Origin of the sequence: Pontibacter sp. E15-1, from assembly GCF_022601975.1 — a bacterium.
Lineage (GTDB): Bacteria > Bacteroidota > Bacteroidia > Cytophagales > Hymenobacteraceae > Pontibacter.
This window is the reverse complement of record NZ_JAKVIR010000034.1, coordinates 1-23,586: the sequence shown is the minus strand read 5'-3', so window position 1 is coordinate 23,586 and position 23,586 is coordinate 1. Positions and strand designations below refer to the sequence as shown.

Below are 23,586 nucleotides of genomic sequence, written 5' to 3'. Positions count from 1 at the left end.
TACAACAAGAAACAACTATGCTTAACAAAATAATTAGGTTTTTTTTAGAAAATAAGCTGGTGACAGCCTTACTGACTGTCGCTTTTGTAATCTGGGGTATCTCTACTGCTCCCTTTAACTGGGAGAGTGATTTGGTTCCCAGGGACCCCGTGCCGGTCGATGCAATCCCGGACATTGGGGAAAACCAGCAGATTGTTTATACAGAGTGGATGGGGAAGTCCCCGCAGGACATCGAAGACCAGGTAACCTATCCGCTTACCACAGCCCTTTTAGGGGTTCCAGGCGTAAAAACCATCCGTAGCAGCTCTATTTTTGGTGTTTCCAGCATCTACATCATTTTTGAGGAGGATGTGGAGTTTTACTGGAGCCGTTCCAGGATTCTGGAGAAACTCAACTCTTTGCCTTCCGGCACCTTGCCCGAAGGCGTACAGCCAGCACTCGGGCCTGACGCCACGGCGCTGGGCCAGGTATACTGGTACACCTTGGAGGGCAGAAACCCAGAGACAGGGGAGCCCACGGGCGGTTGGGACCCGCAGGAACTGCGTTCCATCCAGGACTTTTACGTAAAGTACTCTCTTGCATCCGCTGAGGGTGTGTCCGAGGTGGCCTCTATCGGAGGGTACATCAAGGAGTATCAGGTCGACATCGACCCCATCGCCATGAAGAGCCACAATGTGAACGTGAGCCAGATCATGCAGGCTGTGCAGGAGAGCAACCAGGATGTGGGAGCCCGAACCATCGAGTTCAACAAAGCAGAGTACCTGGTGCGTGGCCTTGGTTACATCGAGAGCATTGATGACCTGGAAGAGGCGGTAGTGGCCGTGAACGATAATACGCCGATCCGGCTGAAGGATGTCGCCCACGCACACATGGGGCCCGCCACCCGGCGCGGTGGCCTGGACAAAGGCGGTGCCGAAGCCACGGGAGGCGTTGTGGTGGCACGTTATGGCTCCAACCCGCTTGCGGTGATCAATAACGTGAAGGAACAGATTGAGGAGATGGCGCCTGGCCTGCCGAGCAAGGTGCTGCCGGACGGCACCGTCTCCAAGGTAACGGTGGTTCCCTTTTATGACCGCACGGGCCTTATCTACGAAACGCTGGGCACGCTGGAGGAGGCACTCACGCTGGAGATACTCATCAGTATCATTGTGGTGGTTATTCTGGTGCTGAACTTGCGCGCCTCTATCCTCATCTCGAGTCTGCTCCCCATCGGGGTGCTTATGACCTTTATCGTGATGCGCTACGCCGGGGTCGATGCTAACATTGTGGCCCTTTCCGGTATCGCCATTGCTATTGGGGTGATGCTGGATGTGGGTGTCATTTTCACCGAAAATATCATCCGCCACCTGGAGATGCCTGAAAACGAGGGCCGGCCTAAACTGGAGGTCATATACGAAGGCACAATCGAGATAGCCTCTGCCGTGCTGACGGCCCTTGCCACAACCGTTATCAGCTTCATTCCTGTTTTCGCCATGACGGGGCAGGAAGGGAAACTGTTCGGCCCCCTTGCCTTCACTAAGACCTTTGCGCTTTTAGCGGCCTTGTTTGTGGGCATAGTGGTGATTCCTGCGCTCGCGCATGCGCTGTTCTCCCTGGAGTTTGGCAAACGCAGAGCAAGGAGAATCTGGAACTTCAGCCTCCTCGCTTTAGGCGTGCTAGTGCTATTCTATGTACCCTGGGCTGGCATTGTGCTTCTTGCCCTAGGAGTGAACAACCTGCTGGAGCCTTCCTGGCCTGAAGGCAAAAAGCAATACGCCAATTACATAAACATTGGTATCGTGCTCGTGGGAGTGCTTTACTTCCTGACAAGGGAGTGGCTGCCGCTGGGCGCCGGCCATAGCTATGGCACCAATCTCATTTTCGTGGCAGGTGTCATAGCGCTTGTGCTGGGCATCCTGCTTTCTATGGTGAAATATTACCAACCTATTCTTTCCTGGTGTCTGGATAACAAGTGGAAGTTCCTCTCTATCCCGATTTTCATTGTCATGTTCGGCCTGTTCGCCTGGCAGGGATTTGATAAGGTCTTTAGCTTTGCGGCCGCCGGGTCGGAGAAGCTGGGGTGGAATGTGCGGGAGACAGGCGCCTGGGTGGCTGTCAGCGAGACCTTTCCAGGGGCAGGAGAGGAGTTTATGCCTCCGTTAAACGAGGGCACCTTCCTGCTGATGCCTTCCACCATGCCGCATTCCGGCGTGGAGGAGAACATCGAGACCATCCGCCAGCTCGACATGCTGGTGACGGCCATTCCCGAGGTGGACGTTACGGTCGGGAAATGGGGCCGCGCGGCCACGGCCCTCGACCCTGCGCCAATCTCCATGTACGAGAACGTCATCAATTATAAGTCAGAGTATGTGCGGGACCAGGATGGATACCGCGTCGCCTTCCAGGTGAATGACGAGGGCAAGTACGTGCTCCAGAACGGGGAGGTTTTCGATCCCGAGACCATGGAACGCGCGGACCTAGACGTTTCCCTGCTGGTTCCGGACCGCAGCGGAGAGTACTTCCGCCAGTGGCGCGACCATATCCAGTCCCCGGACGACATCTGGGAGGAGATCGTGGCCGCCTCTAACCTGCCGGGTATGACCTCGGCCCCGAAGTTGCAGCCTATTGCCACACGCCTGATTATGCTCTCAACCGGTATGCGGGCGCCCATGGGCCTGAAAGTATTCGGCCCTGACCTGAAGACCATCGAAAAGGTGGGCCTGCAGATGGAGAACATCCTCAAGGAAGTGCCCGGGGTGAAGGACGCCTCCGTTTTTGCGGACCGCGTGGTGGGCAAGCCCTACATGGAGATCGACATCAACCGGCAGGTCATTGCCCGTTACGGCCTCTCCATCGCGGATGTGCAGCGAATCATCAGTGCGGCCATCGGTGGCATGGAAATGACCACCACCGTGGAGGACCGCGAGCGCTACGCCGTTCGGGTGCGCTACGCCCGGGAGTTCAGGGATAACCCGGAGGATGTAAAAGGCCTGCTAGTGCCTACCCCAACGGGAGCGCAGGTGCCCCTGGGGCAGCTGGCGGATATAAACTATGTGCAGGGCCCGCAGAACATCAAAAGCGAGGACACCTACCTGCTCGGATACGTCATTTTCGACAAAGAGGAAGGCTTTGCTGAGGTAGAGGTCGTGGAGAAAGCACAGGAAGTCATCAACGAGAAAATCGCCTCCGGTGCGTTCGAGGTTCCGGCGGGCGTAAGCTACAAGTTCGCAGGCAACTACGAAAACCAGCTCAGGGCGGCAAAGACCCTGTCTATAGTCATCCCGATCAGCCTGCTGGCTATCTTTCTGCTGCTCTACTTCCAGTTCGGGGAGGTGCAGCCCACCCTCATGGCTTTCTCCGGCGTTTTTGTCGCCTTCTCCGGCGGGTTTATCCTGCTGTGGCTCTACAACCAGGGCTGGTTCCTGGACTTCAATCTTTTCGGGGAGAACATGCGGGAGGTGTTCCAGATACGCCCTGTCAACCTGAGCGTGGCCGTTTGGGTAGGCTTTATCGCCCTCTTCGGGGTAGCCACCGACGACGGCGTGCTGATGGGCACTTATCTCAAACAGGTGTTCGCAAGGGAGGACACCACCGACCGGGACTCCATCCGAAGAGCCGTTGTCATGGCCGGAAGCCAGCGTGTGCGGCCTGCCGTGATGACCACCGCCACCACCATTATTGCCTTGCTGCCGGTGCTGACCTCTACCGGTAAAGGCTCTGACATTATGATTCCGATGGCCATCCCGACGTTCGGGGGTATGTTTATTCAGTCCATCACCATGTTTGTGGTGCCGGTGCTCTACAGCATGTGGCAGGAGAGAAAGTGGGCAAAACCAAAAGCATTAGTAAAAGCATCATGAAAAATAAAGGATATAAAAATATAACGCATTGGCTTCTCACCTTCAGTATGGTTTTCTCTCCCCTGCTTTTGCAGGCGCAGGAAGAAAGGCCGCTTGACAAGTACCTGGTACAGGGGGCAGGGAACAACCCAATGCTCAAAGCGCTGTTCACAGAGTATCTGGCGGCGCTGGAACAGGTGCCACAGGCAGGGGCGCTGCCCGACCCACAGGTAAGTTTTGCCTATTTCCTTCAGCCTGTCGAGACACGCGTGGGCGCGCAACGCGCCTCTTTCGCAGCAAGCCAATTGTTTCCTTGGTTCGGAACGCTGGAGGCGCAAGAGCGGGTGGCCGCCCAGCGAGCCAAAGTGAGGCTACAGGCCTTTGAAGAGGCTAAACTGGAGCTATACCGGGATATAAGGGTTACTTATAATGACCTGAACTACCTGCAGGTAGCCACCCGCATCACAGAGGAGAACCTGGAGATACTCAACTCCTTCAAGGAGCTGGCGCAGGTATACTTTGAGACAGACCAGGCGGGACTTTCTTCCGTGCTGCAGGTGGAGATAGAGGAGGAGGAGCTGCGCAGCAGGCTGGAATACCTGGAGGATAGCAGAAAGCCATTGGTGACAAGGTTCGAGCAACTGCTGAATACGGACCTGCAGGAACCAATCAGCTTCCCGGACTCCCTGTGGGAAGAGGAGCTGCTGCTGGAAAAGGAGACGATTTACAGCACCCTGCTGGCGCAGAACCCACGGCTCGAGCAGCTCCGGCAGGAGGCTCAGGTGTATGAGAACCAGGTGGAGGTGGCCAAGAAAATGGGACTACCATCCTTTACGGTAGGAGGGAGTTACACTAGCATCGCAGCCAGAAGCGGCATAGAACTGCCCGACAACGGGCAGGATGCAGTCATTTTTCCGCAGGTAGGTGTTAGGGTGCCCATCTACCGGAAGAAGTACAAGGCTATGCAAAAGGAGGCTCAACTGGAGAAAGAGGCTGTGGGGCTTCGCAGGGAGAACCTGGAGAACCAACTGCTGACTGAGCTGGAGGAAGAATACAGGGACCTGCTGAACGCCAGAAGGCAGGTGGCGCTGTATAAAAGGCTCTCCAGCCTGGCTGAGGAGGCCTTCTCTCTCCTGCAAACGGAGTTCTCCACGGGCAGGAACAGTTTCGAGGAAGTGCTGCGCATGGAGCGGCAACTGCTCAATTACCGTCTGGAGCTGGCTGAGGCCCGAACATCCCTGAACAATCAGGTTTATACTATCAACTACTTAATGGGAAGCGATTATGAGACAGAAAATAGATAAAAGAACATGGTATTTTGGGCTGGGCTTTTTGGTGCTCGGTCTTCTGCTGGGGTGGATGTTCTTCGGCGGAGCGTCGGGGGCCCCTGAAACAGGGGAGGGAACAGACCTCGCCCATACGCACGGGGAGGAGGGCGAAGATACCATCTGGACCTGCGCCATGCACCCGCAGATTCGGATGAACGAACCAGGGCAATGCCCGATCTGCGGCATGGACCTCATCCCCCTGAAGGAGGGGGGAGGAGCCACTGTCTCAATCAAAGAGATCCAAATGACGGAAGCGGCCATCCAACTGGCGAACGTGCAAACCACAGTTGTACAGCGGGCGGAACCTACGAAAGAAATACACCTACCCGGAAAGGTAAAGGCCGAAGAGACTGCCGTTGGCGACATCACAGCCCGTTTTCCCGGCCGTGTTGAGCGGCTCTACGTGAACTTCACGGGGCAGGAGGTAAAGAAGGGGCAGCTCCTTGCCAGCATCTACTCCCCTGACCTGATCACGGCACAGAAGGAGTTGCAGGTAGCTGGGCGACTCCGGGAGACCAATCCCTCGTTCTATGAGTCCGCTGTACGGAAGCTTAAGCTCTGGAATATTTCCGATGCGCAGATCCGCCGCATTGCAAGCGGCGGAAAGCTACAGGACAATCTGAACATCTATGCAACGCAGTCCGGCACCGTCGTGGCCAAAAACGTGAATGTGGGGGAATACGTGAGCGAAGGGCAGCCCCTCTTTCAGGTGACAGGCCTGGGCAACCTGTGGGTGCTGTTTGACGCCTATGAAAGTGACCTGCCCTGGATAGAAGTGGGCGATGAGGTGCGCTTCACGGTCCCGTCCATCCCTGAGGAAACATTTCTCAGCAGGGTCACTTTCATTGACCCGGTTATTAACCCCGGCACACGCGCGGCCTCTGTACGGACGGAGGTGAAGAATGCGAACGGGAAGCTAAAGCCCGACATGTTTGCACAGGGCGTGCTTCAGAGCGAACTGGACGTATCTGCCAGTGCCCTTATGATCCCGAGGACGGCTGTGCTGTGGACGGGGAAAAGAGCCGTCGTGTACGTGAAAAACCCTGCTTTTGAGCAGCCGACTTTCGAGTTCCGTGAAGTGGAACTGGGCCCTGAGGCGGGAGGGGTGTATGTGGTGAACAGCGGTCTCAAAGCAGGGGAGGAAGTCGTCACTAACGGCGTGTTCCAGGTGGACGCCGCAGCCCAGCTGCAGGGCAAGGTGAGCATGATGAACCCGAACGCTGATCCTGGGGCCGCAGGTGGTGCCATGGCCGGAATGCCGGGAATGGATATGCCGGGAACCGAGGCGAATCTATCGCAGACCTCAACATCGAAATTCGTGGAGGGGGATGCGGTTGACCTGCGGAATCAGGTTCCGGCTGCTTTCAAGAAGCAATTGAACGAGGTGGTGGACGCCTACCTTATGCTGAAAGAAGCCCTGGTGGAAGCAGATGAAAAAGAGACCGCCAAGTATAGCACAGCCCTTCTGGCTGCCCTCAACAAGGTGGATGATAAACTGCTGAAGGGAGACGCGAAGGCCTTCTGGGAGGAGAAGAAAAGCTTCTTGTTCCAGCATACCAAGCTTTGCAAGGAGGCAAACACCATCGAGGGGAAACGCGAGAACTTCATCTTCCTGTCCCAGCCGCTCATCAAGATAGTGGAGGCGTTCGGGGCACGGCAAACGCTGTACGTGGACTTTTGCCCGATGGCCAAAGGTGGCGAGGGAGCCTACTGGCTGAGTGAGGCAAAAGAGATCCAAAACCCGTTCATGGCAGCGAAGATGCGCACGTGCGGAGAGGTAAAAGACGTAATAAAACCATAAATTATTTTACACAACTTAAATTTCAAAAGATGAATAAGTACAATTTAAAAAGGGGATCAATGAGCGTAGCGATCATATTGCTGGCCTTTATGACAGCCTGTGGTAATGGGCAGCAGGAAACTGCTGAGAAAACCGAAAACATGGGCATGGCTGACGGCATGGAAAGCATGGGTAACATGGATGGCATAGATATGATGCAGCAGGAAAACGGGGTAGCGGCTGTAAGTACAGCAGGTGAGCCGGCGTTTGTGGTGGCGTACATCGGCATCAAGAACGCCTTGGTAACCGATAATTATGAGCAGGTAAAACAGGCGGCATCTGATATGCAGAAAGGGCTGGAGGGCAGCGAGCTAACCGAAGCGCAGCGCAACCAGCTAAGGGAAAGCGCCAGCCAGATAGCCGATGCGCAAGACATCGCGGCTCAGCGGCAGGCTTTTGCCCAGCTGTCACGGCAGCTATATGAGGTAGTGAAGAGCAACGAGGTAAGTGGCAAGACCCTTTACTGGCAGCACTGCCCGATGGCACTGGGGGGACAGGGCGCTAACTGGCTAAGTTTTGAGGAGAAGGTAAGCAACCCCTTCATGGGGCAGAAAATGCCTGGCTGCGGATCAGTTGAAGAAACCTTATAGTAGGTTTAGTGAATTTTAACGAGCAATTAACCTATAGCATGAGAAAGAATATTTTGATTACCGCCCTTATGTTCGGCTCCTTTGCCTCTGTTTCAGCACAGGCGCAGGATACCCAAAACACAAAGCAGAACGCAACGGCCCAGGCCGCGGAAAGCGCTACGTTTAACGTGAACGGCAAGTGCGGGATGTGCAAGAAGCGCATCGAAAAAGCCGCTCTAGGCCTGGAAGGGGTTCAATCAGCAGTGTGGGACGTGGAGTCAACAGCCCTTTCCGTGAAGTACGACCCGGCCAAAGTATCGGAGGCCGACATACAGAAGCAGGTCGCCAGCGTGGGGCATGACACAGCGCAGGTAAAGGCCACAGATGAGGCCTACGACAGCCTGCCCGGCTGCTGCCAGTACGAAAGAAAATAAACCTGAGAAGGCAGGGGCAGCAAAGCCCCTGCCTTTTCTTATATCCCACGAGAAAGCTTAAGATGAAAAGGAAAGACTTTAAGTACCTGTACCCATTTCTGATAATGCTCCTTCCTGCTTTTTCCCTGTTGTCCTGCAATCAGCAGCAGACATCTGCTGCGGAGAATAGGGAGACGGCACAGGATGAGGTGGAGACCTTAAAACAGGAGGTAATGGCCGTGCACGATGAGACCATGTCCTGGCTCGGAACATTGATGCACCTAAAAAAGCAGCTGAAGGAAAAGGCGGTACAGCTGGATACGGCAGATGCCGACAGCAAAGAGAACGCAATGGCTTTACAACTCACCATAAAGCAGCTGGAGGAGGCTGACGAGGCCATGATGGAGTGGATGCACACCTACCAGGACCCGGACCAGACAATGGAAAAAGTCAAGGCCCTGGGGTACCTGGAGCTGAAGAAAAAAGAGATACTCCAGGTAAAAGAAAAAATAGAGGCCAGTGAGGCCGCTGCCAAATCCAAGCTTTAATCAGTTGAACTTACCTATAGATAATGCAACCAATGAATATTAAACACAGCCTCTCCCTCAGTCTGTTTTTTGTGCTGGTGACGCTTTTTTCGTGCCAGGAAAATAAAGAGGAAAAGTCCCTTCCTATCCTGGGAAATAAAGAAGTACAGGCGGGGGACACGCTTTATCATACGATTCCAGACTTCGCCTTTGTTGACCAGGACAGCTCTCTGGTAACGCCGCAGACCTTTGAAGGCGGTATCTACGTGGCTGACTTCTTTTTCACCACCTGCCCCACCATCTGCCCTAAAATGAAAAGCCAGATGCTCCGCGTGTATGACAAGTACGAGGGCAACCCGCATGTAAAGTTCCTGTCCCATTCCATTGACCCGGCGCACGATACCGTGGCTGTGTTGAGGGAATATGCCAACCGGCTCGGCGTTGACGCTGACAGGTGGCACTTTATAACCGGTGACAGGGACGCCATCTTTGACATTGCCCAAAACAGTTACATGGTGAGTGCCATGGAAGATGAGGCCGCACCCGGCGGTGCGGTGCATAGCGGCGCTTTTCTCCTGGTTGACTCTCTACGCAGGGTGAGGGGCCACTACGACGGCACTAAGGCCGAGGAAGTGGATCAGCTGATGCACGACATGGATGTACTGCTTAAGGGGGAGAATTCTTTTGGAGAACAATAATTAGAAACTTATGCAAGGAACCACTTTTCAAGTTAAAAATATGGTATGCCCCCGCTGCATCACCGTGATCAGCAGCGAGATGGAGGCGCTAGGCGTTGTGTTCGAGATTGACAGGCTCGGGGAGATCACGATATTCGGCCACGGACAGGTGGATATGGCCGCTGTGAAGCAGGTGTTGGCAAAGCATGGCTTTGAGTTGATCCAGGACAAGGACGAGTTACTGGCAGAGCAGGTGAAGCTTGCCGTGCTGGACCTTGTGCAGGGTAACGTGACCACCAACCTCCGCAACTCGGACTACATCGCCCAGCGGGTCGGCCAGTCCTATAGTAGCCTGAGCAAGACGTTCTCCAAACGGGAGGGCGTAACGATTGAGAAGTACCTTATCCTCCAGAAAATAGAAAAGGTGAAGGAACTGCTGGAGTACGGGGAAATGAACCTGAGCGAGATAGCCCGCAAGCTCGGTTACAGCAGCGTACACCACCTTTCCAACCAATTCAAGTCCGTGACGGGTCTGACGGTGAACCAGTATAAGGATTCCGGGAACAGGGAGAGAAGTTCTTTAGATAAAGTGTGAGGCAAAATCTTGTACATTTCATCCGGAATCCTGTACAACGATTAGGCCTTTTTCGGGGTTTACCATATAAGAACGCCAAGGTAGACGTTCGGATAATCAACTTTAAAAATTTATATAAAGATTATGAAGACTAAGATGAAGATTGTACTTACCGCCCTTTCCGTGGCTTTCCTGATGGTGTTCTCATTCAACGTGTTTTCGCAAGGGAACAAACCGCAACAGGAAGACAAAGGCAAGAAGTCCTGTTGCATGGCCATGATGGAGAGCAAAGACATGCAGGCCATGTGCGCCAAGATGATGGGCGACATGAAAGACGGAGACATGAAGATGGACGGGAATATGAAGATGGACGGGAAGAAGGGCAAAGCCGTTGAGCCGAAGAGCCAAAAACTTTAGTCGGAACCGAAGACTATCGGGCTCGCCAAAAAACAGGGCATTTCGGAATTACCTTAAATAGGAAGATCTAAAGAAGTGAAAATAGTGGGAGGTGCTGGCTTGCTTTAGCTGTTTGTCTGGCCGCCTTCCACTGCCTTCCCTAAACACACCGAGTGCTACAGGCAGACAAATTAAAATAATAGGTGTTAAACCAAAATAACTATAAAAATGGAATTTTTCGGATATAGTTTCCTTTGTACGCTTCTTTTCGCGGGCATTGTGTTTATCCTCCTTTATGAGCTCTTCTCTCCGTTTAAGGACGGAGGAAAAGAAAGCCCGCTAGACGTGCTGCGCAAGAAATACGCCTCTGTGGAGATGAGCACCGAAGCTTATGAAGAGCGCAGAGAAATACTCCAGCGGGATTTAAAAAAGTAAGTATGTATAAACCTGAAAAGTCTGCCTGTATGGGCAGGCTTTTTAATTTTTCAGGGTAAGCTATGTAAGTTCTTCTCCCAATTATGTAAGCCCATGTCCGTAGCCGATGAGGTTAAATTAGAACAGCTTCTAAGAATCAAAAGGACAGACAACAATTCACTGAAGCAATACAGCAGAATGGGAAAGATACTGATAAAGCCATTCTCTATAGCGGTTACTGCCTTGATGCTAGTGTTTCTAACAGCGTGTGACAGTAAAAAAAAGGTGGCAGGGAATGAAGCCGATCCAATGGAAGCTCATGAGAACAAGGGTATGCACTATGAGACCATCCATGACTCTATGAGGAACAACCAGATTCCGATCACCGAATTTGTAGAAGGGGATACCTTGGACTTTGACCAGGAAGCCCTGGCAGCGTTTAAGCAGCAGCTCAACAGGGTTGTAGATGCTTACCTCGCTCTAAATGAAAGCCTGGTGGCACAAGATCAAAAGGAGGTGGAGCGTGCCAGTACAAATATGATGGCAGCACTACTTGATGTAAACGACGGGTTACTTACGGGAAGCGCCCATGATTTCGGGAAGGAAAAGCAGTTTTTCCTGATGGACCATGTGGAGCTTTGTAAAGAGGCCAAAAGTATAAAGGAGAGAAGAGAAAATTTAGTGTTTATCTCCCAGGCCATGGTAAGGCGGCGGAGGCCTACGGCACAGGCCGGCAGACACTGTACGTGCAGTACTGCCCGGTGGCAAACGACAGCAAAGGGGCCTATTGGCTAAGTGAGGCAAAGGGAATCAGTAACCCTTATATGGGGCAGCAAATGCTGGCGTGTGGGGAAGTAAAGGGGATTTTTAATTGACTTCCTGCTATAAATACCGTAGCCACGGAAACCTTTTATAAACTGGTTTATATATGGAAGATGTACTAGGAAAACCAACAGTTAAAGACAGATACGAAATCGAGGGTATGACCTGCGCCTCCTGCGCCAGCAGCGTCGAGAGCATACTGTCTCATGTGGAGGGTGTGAGGTCTGCCAGCGTGAACTTCGCGGATGCCAGCGTGCTGGTGGAGCATGAGCCGGAGTTGGCCACGCCCGAGAAGATGCAGGCGGCCGTCGCAGAAATCGGCTACAGCCTGGTAGTGCCCGATAAGGCAGGTGAGGAAAGCCGGGAAGAGAGAGAAGAAGCGAAGTTACGTAAGGCCATGCTTAAATTAGTTGTGGCCACGGTGCTTTCCATCCCTGTGCTTCTGATCGCCATGCTTTTTCCCGGAATTCCTTATGCGGAATGGATCATGCTAGCCTTAAGCATCCCCGTTATCTTCTGGAGCGGCAAAGATTTTTTCGTTATTGCCTATAAGCGGGCCAGGCACCTTACTGCCAACATGGACACGCTGATTGCACTAGGCACGGGGGCTGCCTTTCTGTTCAGTGCCTTCAACACCTTTTTCCCGGGTTACCTGCGAAGCAGAGGGCTGGAGCCGCACGTGTACTATGAGGTAGCCGCCGTCATCGTTGCCCTGATACTGCTGGGTAGGTATTTTGAGGAAAGGGCCAAGTCACGCACCTCCGCCGCTATCAAGAAACTCATCAACCTGGGGGTGAAAACCGCCAGGGTCATCCGCGGGGGCACGGAGCTGGAGATTCCGATAGGGGAGGTACAGAAAGGGGACACCATCTTGATCAGGCCCGGAGAGAAGGTGCCGGTAGACGGAAAAATTACGGAGGGGAAATCAGTCCTTGACGAGAGTATGATTACGGGAGAGTCCATTCCAGTCGAAAAAGAAGCCGGTGACGGGGTCATTGGAGCAACCATCAACAAGACAGGCAGCTTTAAGATGGTGGCCGAGCGGGTGGGCAGCGAGACTATGCTGGCCCAAATCATCAAGCTGGTGCAGGAGGCGCAGGGAAGCAAGGCGCCTATACAAAAGCTTGCCGACAGTATATCGGCCGTGTTCGTTCCGATTGTGATTGTGATCGCTATCCTGAGCTTCATCGTTTGGAGCGTGTGGGGGCCGGAGCCCCAGATTACCTACGCCATCATCGCCGCGGTCACTGTGCTTATCATTGCCTGCCCCTGCGCCCTGGGGCTGGCGACCCCCACCGCCATCATGGTGGGCATCGGCAAGGGGGCGGAGAACGGCATCCTGATCAAGAATGCCGAGAGCCTGGAGCTGGCGCACAAGCTCAATGCCATCGTCTTAGACAAAACAGGCACCATCACGCAGGGCAAGCCAGAGGTGACCGACGTGCTCTGGGATCTTCCGCCGGAAGGAAGGCAAGAGGTCTCCCACGTTGTATATGCCATGGAAACCCGGTCGGAGCACCCGCTTGCACTGGCCGTCGTCAACCACCTGAAGACGGAAAGCCCTGAAGCCGTTTCCCTGGACAGCTTTGACAGCGTCACAGGGAAAGGCGTAAAGGCAAGTTACAACGGCAAGCGGTACCTGGTCGGCAACAGGAGGCTTCTGGATGAAAACCTAGTAGCGGTCCCTCCCTTTCTGCAAATGAAGGTGGAGAAGCTGAGCCGAGAGGCCAAGACCATCATCTACGTGGGGCAGGACCAAGAAGCCGTCGCCGTCATCGCCATAGCGGACACCATCAAGGAAACCTCCAAGGCGGCCATCGCCGCCCTGCAGCAGATGGGGCTGGCGGTGCATATGCTCACGGGTGATAACCGCCAGACAGCGGAGGCCATCGGTCGGCAGGCCCGGGTGGACCATATTCAGGCGGAGGTGTTACCTGCCGATAAAGCTGCCTATATCAAAGACCTTCAGGCCAGTGGCCTGAAGGTGGCCATGGTGGGGGACGGCATCAACGACTCCCCGGCCTTGGCGCAGGCAGATGTGGGCATTGCCATGGGAACGGGGACGGATATTGCCATAGAGAGCGCCGAGATTACGCTTATCAAAGGAGATTTGGAGGATATCGTGACTGCGATAAGGCTCTCCAAAGAGACGGTGAAAACGATCCGGCAAAATCTGTTCTGGGCCTTCATCTACAACCTGGTCGGTATCCCAATCGCAGCAGGGGTGCTGTACCCTTTCACGGGTTTTCTGCTGAACCCGATGTTCGCCGCTGCCGCCATGGCCTTTAGCTCGGTATCGGTGGTGACCAACAGCCTGCGGCTGAAGGCAAAGACTTTTAAGTATCCATCAAGTGGTCATAGATAAACTGCCATGCATCTGCGAATGAAGCTTCCCGGAAAAACAGGAACAAGGGAGGCAAAGGCAATAGAATAAGCCTGGTATTAAACTTATAAAGTAAGTAGACATGGATAATGAATATCATGTGATGGGAATGAACATGGTCTGGTGGATCATATGGATCGTTTTGATCTTTGCCATCTTCTTCTTCCCTACGTCACGGACAAGGGTGTACAGAGAAACCCCTTTGGACATTCTTCGAAAGAAATACGCCGGTGGGAAGATGACAACCCAGGAATACGAGGAGCGGAAAGCCATACTGCAAAGAGACAAAGACAAGTAGCAGTAGAGAATGAAGTGCTTTACCCTAAGTTAGACAAAACAATGCGTATTCAAAGATTTTATGACGAGGGCCTGGCGCATGCCTCCTATGCGGTGCTAAGCGACAAGCAGGTTGCGCTGGTGGATCCTGCCCGGGACCCGCAGCCATACCTGGACTTTGCTGAAAAGCACGGGGCAAGGATCATGGCAGTCGTGGAGACGCATCTGCACGAGGATTTCGTAAGTGGCCACCTTGAGATTCACCACAGAGCAAGCGCTCCCATCTGTGTCAGTAAACTGGCAGAAGCCACCTACCCATACATAGCGTTTGATCAGGGCGACCAAATCGCCGTGGGAAAGTTACGGCTCATGGCCCTCAACACGCCCGGCCACTCGCCGGACAGCATCAGCGTTCTTTTGACGGATGAGCAGGGAAAGGCTCAGGCCGTATTCACGGGGGATACCCTGTTCGTGGGAGACGTGGGCAGGCCGGACCTGCGTGAGGACAACGGTAATGCTCACACAAAGCGGGTGGAAATGGCAAGGCAGCTCTACCGCTCCACCCGCCAGGTGCTCATGCGGCTAGACAGGGACGTGAAGGTCTATCCGGCGCACGGTCCAGGCTCCCTCTGCGGGAAAAGCATCAGCAGCGACCTTTACAGCACAATAGGGCAGGAGGCCGCGCACAATTACGCACTTCAGCCCATGTCGGAGGAAGCCTTTGTCCGAGTGCTCCTGGAGGAACAGCCTTACATCCCCAGGTACTTCAGCCATGCCATGGCTTTGAACCAAAAGGGTGCCGGAGCCCTCTGTTCCGGCGTGGAGGCCGTGCCCCGGCTAAATAAGTATGCTTCACTGCAGAAGGAGGTCTTACTGGTGGATGCGCGCCCGCAGCGGCAGTTCAAGATGGGGCACCTCCCCGGCGCCATCAATATAATGGACGGGGAAAAGTTCGAAGCATGGCTGGGTTCCCTCGTCGGACCGGAGGAGGAGTTTTACCTGCTGGCGGAAAGTGAGCAGGCCCAGGAAGACCTGATTCGGAAGGCGGCTAAGATCGGCTACGAACAGAACATCAAAGGGACCCTGCAGGCACCCACCTACGGGCAGCAGCGCAGCCCAGAGATAGACCTCGATAAGTTCCTGGAGCACCCGCAGGGTTTCCTTATCGTGGATCTCCGAAACGCCTCTGAAGTAAAGGAGGAAAGTATCTTCAACCAGGCTACTCACATCCCCTTGCCGGAGCTGCGTGACAGGGCAGCCGAGATCGGCTCAGACAAGCCCGCAGTAGTCCACTGCGCGAGTGGCTATCGGTCAGCCATCGGGGCCAGTATCTTGGAGAAGTCTATCGGCGCCCCCGTCTATGACCTGGGGGAGGCTGTGAGGGATTTTAAACGCCCGGCTGCTAAGGCAGTTAAATATTTCAAAAAGTTAAACCTAAACATAACAATCATGGAAAATGAAAAGCTAAAAGATAATGGAGGCCAAAATGGCAGTTTAGTAAAAGAAACTTTTCCCGTGGAGGGCATGACCTGCGGCGGGTGCGCCAACGGCGTGCAGCTCTCTCTGACGAAGCTAGAGGGCGTGAAGTCGGCGGAGGTAAGCCTTGCCGACGCATCGGTCGCCGTGGCCTATGACCCAAATGCGGTAACGCCTGAGCAGATGCAGCAGGCGGTGGAGAAGGCCGGCTTCAAGTTAGGAAGCCGCGAAGACACAGAGTCGGACAAGCCGAAGCGTTCCGGCGGTTGCTGTTAAAAGCTAAAAGCGAGGGACTGTGATGGGAATACACCCCATAGCCCCTCTGCTGGCTTTTGAAGGCCAAAGCGGATTCAAAGCTTTTATAAGCCTGTCCCTGAAAAGGTGGGCTTAAGAACAGAACAAAAAGGAAAGAACATTCCCCGAGGCAGTACTTTATACTTTAACCATACATGCTATAAACTATGAAAAACACAATTCAAAAATCGGTTCTCTCCTTAATAGTGGTATTCATAACTATCGGCACCGCTCTGGCGCAGAAAACGGCTGATGCCACCAAGATGCTTAAAGATGAACAGAGGAAAGAACAGATCTTCTCTGCCATCTTAAATGACCGGGAAATGCGGGCTGAGCTTATGAAGCGGATGATGGCAGAGGGCGATGGCTCATCCATGATGATGCAGCACATGATGCAGGCGACGGAAAGTGACACGGCCACCTGCAATATGATGAGTTCTATGATGATGAAGAATCCCCACATGATGGATATGATGATGAGCTCCATGATGGACAAGGCGGAAGGTGACAACGCTGTGTGCAAGAAGATGTGCATGATGATGATGGGTAGCGACAAGATGAAGGGCATGATGCAGGAGATGAAAGGGCAGGGACAACCGACCGGGACCGGCAAAGCCAAGGAGAGTAGTAACATGAAAGCTCACCTGGATTACAAACATCCCAAAACCAATAAAAACAAATAGGCATGGTGAGTATGATGAAGTGGGTATTGATAGGGTGCCTGGTGGCAGTGGCGCTGGTCTTCGGGCTGCCACTGTTAGGCATAAAGGGATACGGGAACTGGGGCACCTGACTGCTGCTCCTGCTGGTACTGGCCTGCGTCCTGCCCATGCTGCTGATGAACCGGGAAAAAGGCAACTAGGGTTTAGGGTGGAGATAATACCGCTAAGGTATGGGGGTACCGGTGTGGCTTTATAAAGTCAGCGAAGCAGCGGTTTGAAAATTTTATTTAGGTCAAATTCCAGTTAGTTGTTGTTTCTCACCGGCCCTAAACATTTTGTTTTTTGTAAGTACAGAAGCTGAGCCTTCTGAATTTTCTGTTTATTCTTCTTTAATCATAGGATATTATGAATCAAATCAATAATTCAGGCGCACGAAACTCAGGAAAAGAGACTATTATAGTCACAGGAAGCAGCGGTCTCATAGGGACTAGTATTATCAAACGGTTGGCAGAGAAATATCGCGTCATAGGTTTGGACAACACGGGCTACCCTTTTCCGCCCAGGGAGGCGGAGTGCGTGTGTTACGACATTACCTCTGAAGACAGTATCAGGGCGGCCATGGAACGTGTTCGTTATGGCTACGGAAATAAGATAGCGGCTGTCATTCACCTGGCGGCCTATTACGATTTCTCAGGAAAGCCGAGCCCGCTGTACGAGAAGATCACAGTAAAGGGCACGGAAAATCTGCTGCGCGTACTGCAGGATTTTGAAGTAGAACAGTTCATTTTCTCCAGCACCAACCTGATTTACAAGCCCACCTCTCCAGGGCAAAAGATAAGCGAAGACTGCCCTTTAGAGCCGAAGTGGGACTACCCCGAATCAAAGGTTGACACTGAAAATGTGATTCGAGAGTACAGGGGCTGCATGAAAGCAGCGCTGTTGCGTATTGCCGGTGTTTATGACAATGAGGGGCATTCTATTCCTATTGCCCATCAGATACAACGCATCTACGAGAAACAGTTTACAAGCCACTTCTATTCCGGGGATACTTCCCATGGTAACGTGTTTCTGCACCTGGAGGACCTGGTGGACGCCCTGGAGAAGACAGTAGAGCGAAGAAGCGTCCTTCCAGATGAAGTAGCCATCAACATCGGGGAGCCGGAGACGCCAAGCTATCAGGACCTGCAGGAGAAGATTGGGTATCTTGTTCACGGGGAGGAGTGGGAAACCTATGAAGTCCCGGCCCCGCTTGCCAAAGCAGGTGCGTACGGCATGAACCTCTTCGGGGATGCCTTCATTAAGCCCTGGATGATTGACCGGGCCGACGACCATTACGAACTGGACATTTCTCGGGCCCGCGACCTGCTGGGCTGGGAGCCCCGGCACCGGCTGCTCGATACCCTGCCCGCCATCATTGCCAGACTCAAGGTAGACCCTATAGGATGGTACGAGGAAAACAACCTGGACCTGCCAGCTTCTTTAGAGCAAAAGAAGGATTAGAAAGTAGGTTAAAGATATCATCCCCTTACTTTTAAATAGAAAACTATGGAAGAAATGTACAATGGTAATGGCAATGATGGAATGAAAGGCGGTGGCATGGGCAAGAGGGGTGTTACGCGCCCTATGGCCGAAATGCAAATGCAGCACGGGGGGCAGCAGCATGACAAGGGCGGGGACAACAGCATGATGATGTCGGATGACATGCGGAGCAAGATGCTCCACATGCACCACATGCAGACGCTTTGGGTGTACTGGGCGCTTGTTATCTTCGGCATCTGGATGGTGATATCCCCACTGACCTTCGACTATGGGAGGGCGGTGGCCGAGCCCAGCGGCGGACGCGAAGTGTGGCTGAGCCTTGAGCAGCGGATCAGCTTCATGAAGTGGAGCGACATCATCAGCGGCCTTGGGTTGATCTTCTTCGGTTGGCGCTCCCTGACCCCCAACCGTCCCTACAGTCTCTGGATCTGCTGCTTTATCGGTATCTGGCTGAGCATGGCGCCCCTGCTCTTCTGGTCCCCCTCTGAGTTGGCGTATTTAAATGGTACGCTAGTAGGTGCCCTGGTCATTGCCCTGACCGTTCTCATTCCCGGCATGCCCAACATGATCATGTTTATGAAGATGGGCTCGGAGAAGCCGCCGGGCTGGAGCTACAACCCCTCCAGCTGGCCGCAGCGCTGGATCATGATCGTGCTGGCCTTCGTCGGCTGGCTGGCATCCCGCTACATGGGCGCCTTTCAACTGGGCTACATTGACCATGCCTGGGACCCTTTCTTCGGCAGCAGCACACGGGAGGTGCTCAACTCTGACATGTCGCACGCCTGGCCTGTTTCCGATGCGGCACTTGGCTCACTGGCCTACACCCTGGAGTTTTTGATGGGCTATATGGGTGGTCCCTCCCGCTGGCGCACCATGCCCTGGATGGTGCTCTTCTTTAGCATCCTGGTTATTCCTTTAGGATTTGTAAGCATTTTCCTGGTTATCTCGCAGCCTTTGGCCGTGGGCGCCTGGTGCACCCTTTGTTTGGTAACCGCCGCTGTCATGCTTCCCATGATTCCGCTGCAGCTGGATGAAGTGACGGCCATGGGGCAGCACATGGTGCAGGCAAAGCGCCGGGGAGACAACCTGTGGGAGGTGTTCTGGAAGGGGGGCAAGCCTTTTGAGCAGAACCAGGATGAACGCTCCCCAGAGATCATGGAGTTTCCGCAAAAGCCAGGCAAGGTGTTCCGGGCCTCCATCTGGGGGATGAGCTTTCCCTGGGCTTTGGTGCTGGCCACGGCCGTAGGTCTTTGGCTGATGTTTGCCCCGGGTGTCCTGGGGATACCTATCAAGGCCACGGCAGCTGACATCAACCACATGGGCGGTGCGCTAATTGTGGTGGTAGCCGTGACCTGCATGGGAGAAGTGATACGGGCGGGGCGCTACCTGAATGTGCCGCTCGGCCTAGCGGTAGCCGTTTGGCCCTGGTTTGTGGAGGACAGCACACTGGCCCTGAATATCAGCAGCGCTGTTGCGGGGCTTTTAGTCGCGGTGCTTTCCTTCCCGCGTGGCGTTATAACGGAAAAATATGGCTTGTGGGATAAGTATGTGAAATAGAAAAGCAGGAGTCTATTATGACCGACCAGCAAATTCGGCAGCAGGCAAAAGAGCTGCTGGAGAGAAATACGATAAGCGGCTACTCGAAAGAGTACGGTACTGAATACCACTACATGAAGCCCGGCAAGTCCAGGTATCCTTTCCAGTACTTCTGGGACACCTGCTTCCATGTGTACACCATGACGGCGCTGGGAGACCACCAGATGGCAAAGAGGTGCATGCAGAGCCTTTTTGCCATGCAGCGGGAAAATGGCTTTGTGGGGCACATGCTGTTCTGGAGCCGGTTCACCCCAACAAGGGTGACGGACATTTTCCAGAGCGAGCCCAGTATGCGCGACTTCTTGCGCCCGCACATGAGCGCCCCCGATCGCAGCCCCCGATCGCAGCTCAGGCCGTGCTCCACATCTATGCCTTAGGAGGCTGGAAGATTGTTTTTCTTCTGGAGCCCACTCAACTGGCGGCATAGTCAGGAAGGCGTGGCTGTGCCAGGAATATTGGTGGCCCTGAAAAGGCAATTCGCTATGGTTCCTTATATGATAGCCAGAGATTTCATCAGAAAGCAACTGTCGGCTACCATGGGACAGATCGGCACTGGCCATGCCCCAAGCCGCTGCGCAGAAAACGTCAGCGGGTATCAGTGCAGTGCCGGTGACAGGATGCGGCTCAGACGACAGAAAACAGGTATATTGACGCTTTCTCGGCGGCCGGAGTGTATCGGCACCCGCGTCGCGCCTGTTGGAAGCCATCGCTCAGCTAGCAAAAAGATAGCGAGATGGCATCTAAAAGCAACTGTCTGCAATCCGGAAATAACATTTTGCAACCGTGTCCCAGCCTGACGGCGGCGAGTTTCCCACAGGCCACTGTCCCGGAAAGGGGAGCGGGATTTACTGCAAACGGCAGCAACCAAGCCGTTGCGCTTTGTTGCTGCCATTGACTCCCCTATTAAAGCCGTGGTATCGAATGGTAGCCAAAAGACTACGATAGTTTACTTCTTAGTGCTCCTAAAGCCATTAAGGCAAATCATAACAATCACAAAACATCAAATTATTTGATCATATAGAATTACCATCGTATTATTGCAATAATACGATGGTAATTATGGGTCTGACCAAAACAGAGTTTTTTACAGAGAGCCAGAATAAGACAGCCCTGCTGTTGAAGGCCCTGGGACACCCGGCCAGGGTGGCCATCATCGAGCACCTGCTCAAAGTGAGGGCATGCATTTGCGGGGACCTAGTGAACGAACTGCCCCTGGCGCAGGCAACGGTCTCGCAGCACCTGAAAGAACTCAAAAACGCTGGTATCATCAAGGGCACGGTGGAGGGGGCGGCTGTCTGCTACTGCCTGGACGAAAGTGCCTTCGAGACCTTCGCAGCCTATTTCTCAAACGTCCTTGCTGGCGTCAAAAGCCAGCAGTCAAACTGTTGTTAAATATCAATACCATGAAACTATCAGAAGTAAAAAACATCCTGCAATCTGCCGAGACAGTGCGTTTCGAATTGGAGAACGGAACAAAGGTTCCGGAGAACTTCCACGTTACCGAGGTGGGTATTATCACCAAGCGCTTCATCGACTGCGGGGCCACCGTGCGAAACGAGAAGGCCGTCAACTTCCAGCTTTGGAACGCCAACGACTTCGACCACCGGTTGAAGCCGCAGAAGCTGCTGGACATCATCGCCCTGTCCGAGAAGGCCCCTGGGCATGGAGGACTTGGAAATTGAAGTAGAGTACCAGAGCCAGACCATCGGCAGGTACGACCTCGGCTTTGACGGCAAAAGCTTCGTGCTGTTGGCCAAGACGACCAACTGCCTTGCGCTAGACAAGTGCGGTATTCCACTGGAACAACTTCACGTAATTTCAACCGGCAACGCCTGCACGCCTGGTGGCGGCTACTGCTAAATAACGCTTCATATCAACTACATAAGACACTATGAGTAAGATAGCGCTGTTCAGCGACATACACGCCAACCTCCCTGCCTTGGAGGCTTTCTTTGCCGATGTGGATTCCCGGAAGCCCGATTTCATTTACTGCCTCGGGGACCTAGTGGGCTACAACATCTGGGCAAACGAGGTAGTGGACGAAATCAAGAAACGCAACATCCCCGCCATTGCTGGAAACTACGATTTTGGCATCGGGAGAATGAGCAACGAGTGCGGCTGCGCCTACAAGACCGATCAGGACAAGTCCAACGGCTCCGTCTCCATCTCCTTCACCAACGAAATCATCAAGGCTGAGCAGCGCCAGTACCTGCGCACGCTGCCCGCCCACATCCGGGTGGAGTACCAGTTGAACGAAGACAAGCTGAACCTGCTGCTCGTGCACGGAAGCCCGAGGAAGATAAACGAGTACCTCTTTGAGGACAGGGACGAGAAGAGCCTGCTGCGCATCATGAAAGATGCGGATGCCGACATCATGTGCTTCGGGCACACGCACAAGCCCTACCACCGGATACTGGATTCAGGAGAGGAAGGGCAAAGCCATTTCCGCCACGCCATCAATATCGGCTCGGTGGGTAAGCCCAAGGACGGGGACAACCGTGGGGGCTATGTGATGCTCACAATAAAAGACAACAGTTCCGTGCTTGACAAGGAAAGCGTGCAGGTGGAGTTCATCCGCTTCAAATACGACTTTGAGAAGGCGGCAAGAGCCGTTGAGGAAAGCATTCTGCCCAACGAGTATGCAGAGAACTTGAGAAAAGGTTGTTAAAAGAGATAAGATATGAGTGCTCCTAACTGTGCCCCCACCCACCAGCGGAAAAAACTACGGTTCTTTGACCGCTATCTGACCCTCTGGATATTCCTGGCCATGTTCCTTGGCGTGGGTATCGGGTACTTCCTGCCCGAGTCTTCCGGGTTCATCAACTCCCTTTCCAGCGGGACCACCAACGTGCCGCTGGCAATCGGGCTGATCCTGATGATGTACCCGCCGCTGGCGAAGGTGCGCTATGAGAAGATGGGGGAGGTGTTCCGAAACGTGAAGATTCTGAGCATCTCGCTGCTGCTCAATTGGGTCATTGGGCCACTGCTGATGTTCTTTCTGGCGATACTCTTCTTCCATGACCAGCCGGAGTATATGGTGGGGCTGATACTCATTGGCATTGCCCGGTGCATCGCCATGGTCATGGTATGGAATGAGTTGGCGGGGGGCAACAGGGAGTATGCCGCAGGGCTGGTGGCGCTTAACAGCGTCTTCCAGATTTTCTTTTACAGCCTGTATGCCTACCTGTTCATCTCGGTCCTGCCGCCATACTTCGGGGTCGAGAGCAGTGAGATTAACATCACCATCGGGCAGATTACGGAGAGCGTGCTCATATATCTGGGCATCCCTTTTTTTGCGGGCGTGCTGAGCCGCTACGGGTTGATTCGGCTCAAGGGGCTGGAATGGTTCAACAACAAGTACATCCCCCTCATTTCACCGATCACGCTCATTGCCCTTTTGTTCACTATCGCACTGATGTTCAGCCTGAAGGGGGAGTTGATCGTGCAGATTCCGTTTGATGTAGTGAAGATAGCCATTCCGCTGGTGCTGTACTTCACCATTATGTTCGTCATCAGCTTCATCCTTGCTAAGAAGCTTGGCGCTGACTACTCCAGAAACACCGCCATCTCCTTCACCGCCACGGGCAACAATTTTGAGCTGGCTATAGCCGTTGCTATCGGCATTTTCGGGATCAACTCCGGGCAGGCCTTCGCTGGCGTAATCGGTCCGCTGGTGGAGGTGCCTGCGCTGATTCTGCTGGTCAATGTTGCCTTCTGGTTCAAGAGGAAGTGGTACGGGAAGGAGGATGGGCTGGCGGAATTCAAACCGATGCATAGTGAACCGTGAAAAGGTCACTGCCGCAAATTCTATAGGACTAAACAACAAGAAAAGAGCGACCGGTGAAATCTCTTAGAAGCTGTTTTAAAATAGACATCTTTCCAAATAAACGTTTTTAGTAGTTTATGGAGGAAAAGCGATGAAAACAGCGACGGAATTAGCAAAAAGGCCAGCGGAGTTTCTCCGCACCACCGGTGTCAACTA

At 53.6% G+C, this 23,586-nt stretch carries 20 protein-coding genes and 1 pseudogene; all 21 read left to right on the top strand.

Translation table 11 applies throughout. The annotated features are described in order from the left end of the window. The first annotated feature begins 17 nt into the window (after window positions 1-17). The 21 genes and pseudogenes from MKJ04_RS19965 (at window position 18) to arsB (ending at window position 23,391) form a co-directional block, all read left to right on the top strand. Window positions 18-3,839 carry an efflux RND transporter permease subunit gene (locus MKJ04_RS19965; protein WP_241643538.1) on the top strand — a complete coding sequence of 1,274 codons (3,822 nt, stop codon included), beginning with the start codon at window positions 18-20 and terminating at the stop codon, window positions 3,837-3,839. Continuing rightward, on the top strand, window positions 3,836-5,122 hold the full coding sequence (locus MKJ04_RS19960; RefSeq protein ID WP_241643536.1) for a TolC family protein: 1,287 nt from the start codon (window positions 3,836-3,838) through the stop codon (window positions 5,120-5,122). The genes MKJ04_RS19965 and MKJ04_RS19960 overlap by 4 nt, the downstream gene beginning before the upstream one ends. Then, window positions 5,103-6,947 (top strand): efflux RND transporter periplasmic adaptor subunit, encoded by a 1,845-nt coding sequence (locus MKJ04_RS19955; protein ID WP_241643534.1) that lies wholly within the window; start codon window positions 5,103-5,105, stop codon window positions 6,945-6,947. The genes MKJ04_RS19960 and MKJ04_RS19955 overlap by 20 nt, the downstream gene beginning before the upstream one ends. Window positions 6,948-7,006: 59 nt before the next feature. Then, window positions 7,007-7,576, top strand: coding sequence for a DUF3347 domain-containing protein (locus MKJ04_RS19950; RefSeq protein WP_241643532.1), 570 nt, complete (start codon window positions 7,007-7,009; stop codon window positions 7,574-7,576). Window positions 7,577-7,614: 38 nt separating this feature from the next. Next, complete coding sequence (locus tag MKJ04_RS19945; protein WP_241643530.1) at window positions 7,615-7,989, top strand: heavy-metal-associated domain-containing protein; 375 nt, start codon at window positions 7,615-7,617, stop codon at window positions 7,987-7,989. 62 nt (window positions 7,990-8,051) lie between these two features. Beyond that, the gene (locus MKJ04_RS19940) at window positions 8,052-8,516 is read left to right on the top strand and encodes a hypothetical protein (protein WP_241643528.1); all 465 of its coding nucleotides are present in this window, start codon (window positions 8,052-8,054) and stop codon (window positions 8,514-8,516) included. Between the two features lie 32 nt (window positions 8,517-8,548). Next, window positions 8,549-9,193 (top strand): SCO family protein, encoded by a 645-nt coding sequence (locus MKJ04_RS19935; RefSeq protein WP_241643526.1) that lies wholly within the window; start codon window positions 8,549-8,551, stop codon window positions 9,191-9,193. 40 nt (window positions 9,194-9,233) lie between these two features. Next, on the top strand, window positions 9,234-9,767 hold the full coding sequence (locus tag MKJ04_RS19930) for a helix-turn-helix domain-containing protein (RefSeq protein WP_241643524.1): 534 nt from the start codon (window positions 9,234-9,236) through the stop codon (window positions 9,765-9,767). A 135-nt stretch (window positions 9,768-9,902) separates the two neighbouring features. Continuing rightward, a complete protein-coding gene (locus MKJ04_RS19925; RefSeq protein WP_241643522.1) occupies window positions 9,903-10,163 on the top strand; it encodes a hypothetical protein in 261 nt (86 codons plus the stop codon). 207 nt (window positions 10,164-10,370) lie between these two features. Then, complete coding sequence (locus MKJ04_RS19920; RefSeq protein WP_241643520.1) at window positions 10,371-10,577, top strand: hypothetical protein; 207 nt, start codon at window positions 10,371-10,373, stop codon at window positions 10,575-10,577. A 93-nt stretch (window positions 10,578-10,670) separates the two neighbouring features. Beyond that, entirely contained in the window at window positions 10,671-11,351 is a 681-nt protein-coding gene (locus tag MKJ04_RS19915; protein ID WP_241643517.1) for a DUF3347 domain-containing protein, read from the top strand. A gap of 133 nt (window positions 11,352-11,484) precedes the next feature. Further along, window positions 11,485-13,743 carry a heavy metal translocating P-type ATPase gene (locus MKJ04_RS19910; RefSeq protein ID WP_241643515.1) on the top strand — a complete coding sequence of 753 codons (2,259 nt, stop codon included), beginning with the start codon at window positions 11,485-11,487 and terminating at the stop codon, window positions 13,741-13,743. A 357-nt stretch (window positions 13,744-14,100) separates the two neighbouring features. Continuing rightward, a complete protein-coding gene (locus MKJ04_RS19905; protein WP_317246734.1) occupies window positions 14,101-15,789 on the top strand; it encodes a rhodanese-like domain-containing protein in 1,689 nt (562 codons plus the stop codon). Window positions 15,790-15,974: 185 nt separating this feature from the next. Further along, window positions 15,975-16,490 carry a hypothetical protein gene (locus MKJ04_RS19895; RefSeq protein WP_241643514.1) on the top strand — a complete coding sequence of 172 codons (516 nt, stop codon included), beginning with the start codon at window positions 15,975-15,977 and terminating at the stop codon, window positions 16,488-16,490. Between the two features lie 384 nt (window positions 16,491-16,874). Beyond that, window positions 16,875-17,969: an NAD-dependent epimerase/dehydratase family protein gene (locus tag MKJ04_RS19890; protein ID WP_262918107.1), complete on the top strand. Its 1,095-nt coding sequence runs from the start codon at window positions 16,875-16,877 to the stop codon at window positions 17,967-17,969. 45 nt (window positions 17,970-18,014) lie between these two features. Continuing rightward, complete coding sequence (locus tag MKJ04_RS19885; protein ID WP_241643510.1) at window positions 18,015-19,565, top strand: vitamin K epoxide reductase family protein; 1,551 nt, start codon at window positions 18,015-18,017, stop codon at window positions 19,563-19,565. A gap of 17 nt (window positions 19,566-19,582) precedes the next feature. Continuing rightward, on the top strand, window positions 19,583-19,981 hold the full coding sequence (locus tag MKJ04_RS19880) for an MGH1-like glycoside hydrolase domain-containing protein (protein WP_241643508.1): 399 nt from the start codon (window positions 19,583-19,585) through the stop codon (window positions 19,979-19,981). Between the two features lie 682 nt (window positions 19,982-20,663). Then, window positions 20,664-20,996 carry an ArsR/SmtB family transcription factor gene (locus MKJ04_RS19875; protein WP_241643506.1) on the top strand — a complete coding sequence of 111 codons (333 nt, stop codon included), beginning with the start codon at window positions 20,664-20,666 and terminating at the stop codon, window positions 20,994-20,996. Between the two features lie 11 nt (window positions 20,997-21,007). Further along, window positions 21,008-21,464 (top strand): annotated as a pseudogene (locus MKJ04_RS19870) (DUF6428 family protein). A gap of 31 nt (window positions 21,465-21,495) precedes the next feature. Then, window positions 21,496-22,272: a metallophosphoesterase family protein gene (locus MKJ04_RS19865; RefSeq protein WP_241643504.1), complete on the top strand. Its 777-nt coding sequence runs from the start codon at window positions 21,496-21,498 to the stop codon at window positions 22,270-22,272. Window positions 22,273-22,284: 12 nt separating this feature from the next. Then, window positions 22,285-23,391, top strand: a complete 1,107-nt coding sequence (arsB, locus tag MKJ04_RS19860; protein ID WP_241643503.1) for an ACR3 family arsenite efflux transporter — start codon at window positions 22,285-22,287, stop codon at window positions 23,389-23,391. Window positions 23,392-23,586: the final 195 nt, after the last annotated feature.